The 675-nt window shown below is 40.9% G+C and carries 1 protein-coding gene; it reads left to right on the plus strand.

All coding sequences use genetic code 11. The features are described from left to right. The first annotated feature begins 63 nt into the window (after nucleotides 1–63). Nucleotides 64–519 carry an NUDIX hydrolase gene (locus PSHG_RS26035; protein WP_010267423.1) on the plus strand — a complete coding sequence of 152 codons (456 nt, stop codon included), beginning with the start codon at nucleotides 64–66 and terminating at the stop codon, nucleotides 517–519. The last annotated feature ends 156 nt before the right edge of the window (nucleotides 520–675 follow it).

The following is a 675-nucleotide window of genomic DNA, read 5'->3' on the forward strand; positions in this document are numbered from 1 at the left end:
AGACGTTATCTGCAATTGCCCAAAACCACAATAATCAAAGCCTGACTTAAGGGGGATTCTATAATGCTAAGATTTATTAACGAACTTCCGACGGATTTTCCAATTGGTGGAATTCACTGCATACCAGTATTTGATAATGGCAATCTTATGATGGTTTGGGATCGTGAAGAGAAGGTACTAACTACGATCGGTGGAAGACTTGAGAGAAATGAATCTTTGCAAGATGGTTTGGAAAGAGAGGTATTAGAAGAAGCAGGAATTGAACTAAGTGATAAGAGAATCCCATTTGCAAGCTGGTTTTGGCAAGAAACTAAAGGATATACCATCTATTATTTGGCTCAGGTTAAGAATTTCGTAGACATGCCAAAAGGTTTTGAAAAGACTGGATATGTCATCATGAATTTTGAAACCGCAATCGAAATGATAAAGAAAATAGAGGGAAGAGAAGAACGTATTGAAATAATAAAAAGAGCAGGGATTATAGTGGGTCAACTCGATGAAGAGGGTAACAGCAGATAACACCATATTCACGCAGCGTCGCTAACGCTCCTTGATTCGCCCGAAGTGGGAAGTGCCAGGAAGTTGAATCAGGCGAATAACCTCTGCGAGGCTAAGTCTTCGACCCGGCGTTGACGCGCCTTAAGCCTCTCGGGTTCGTGAATACATTTACGTTAT

The organism is Paenibacillus senegalensis JC66, from assembly GCF_000285515.1.
Lineage (GTDB): Bacteria > Bacillota > Bacilli > Paenibacillales > NBRC-103111 > Paenibacillus_L > Paenibacillus_L senegalensis.

Coding starts and splice junctions, on each gene's coding strand:
- PSHG_RS26035 (WP_010267423.1), top strand. CDS start 64: ATGCTAAGATTTATTAACGAACTTCCGACGGATTTTCCAATTGGTGGA.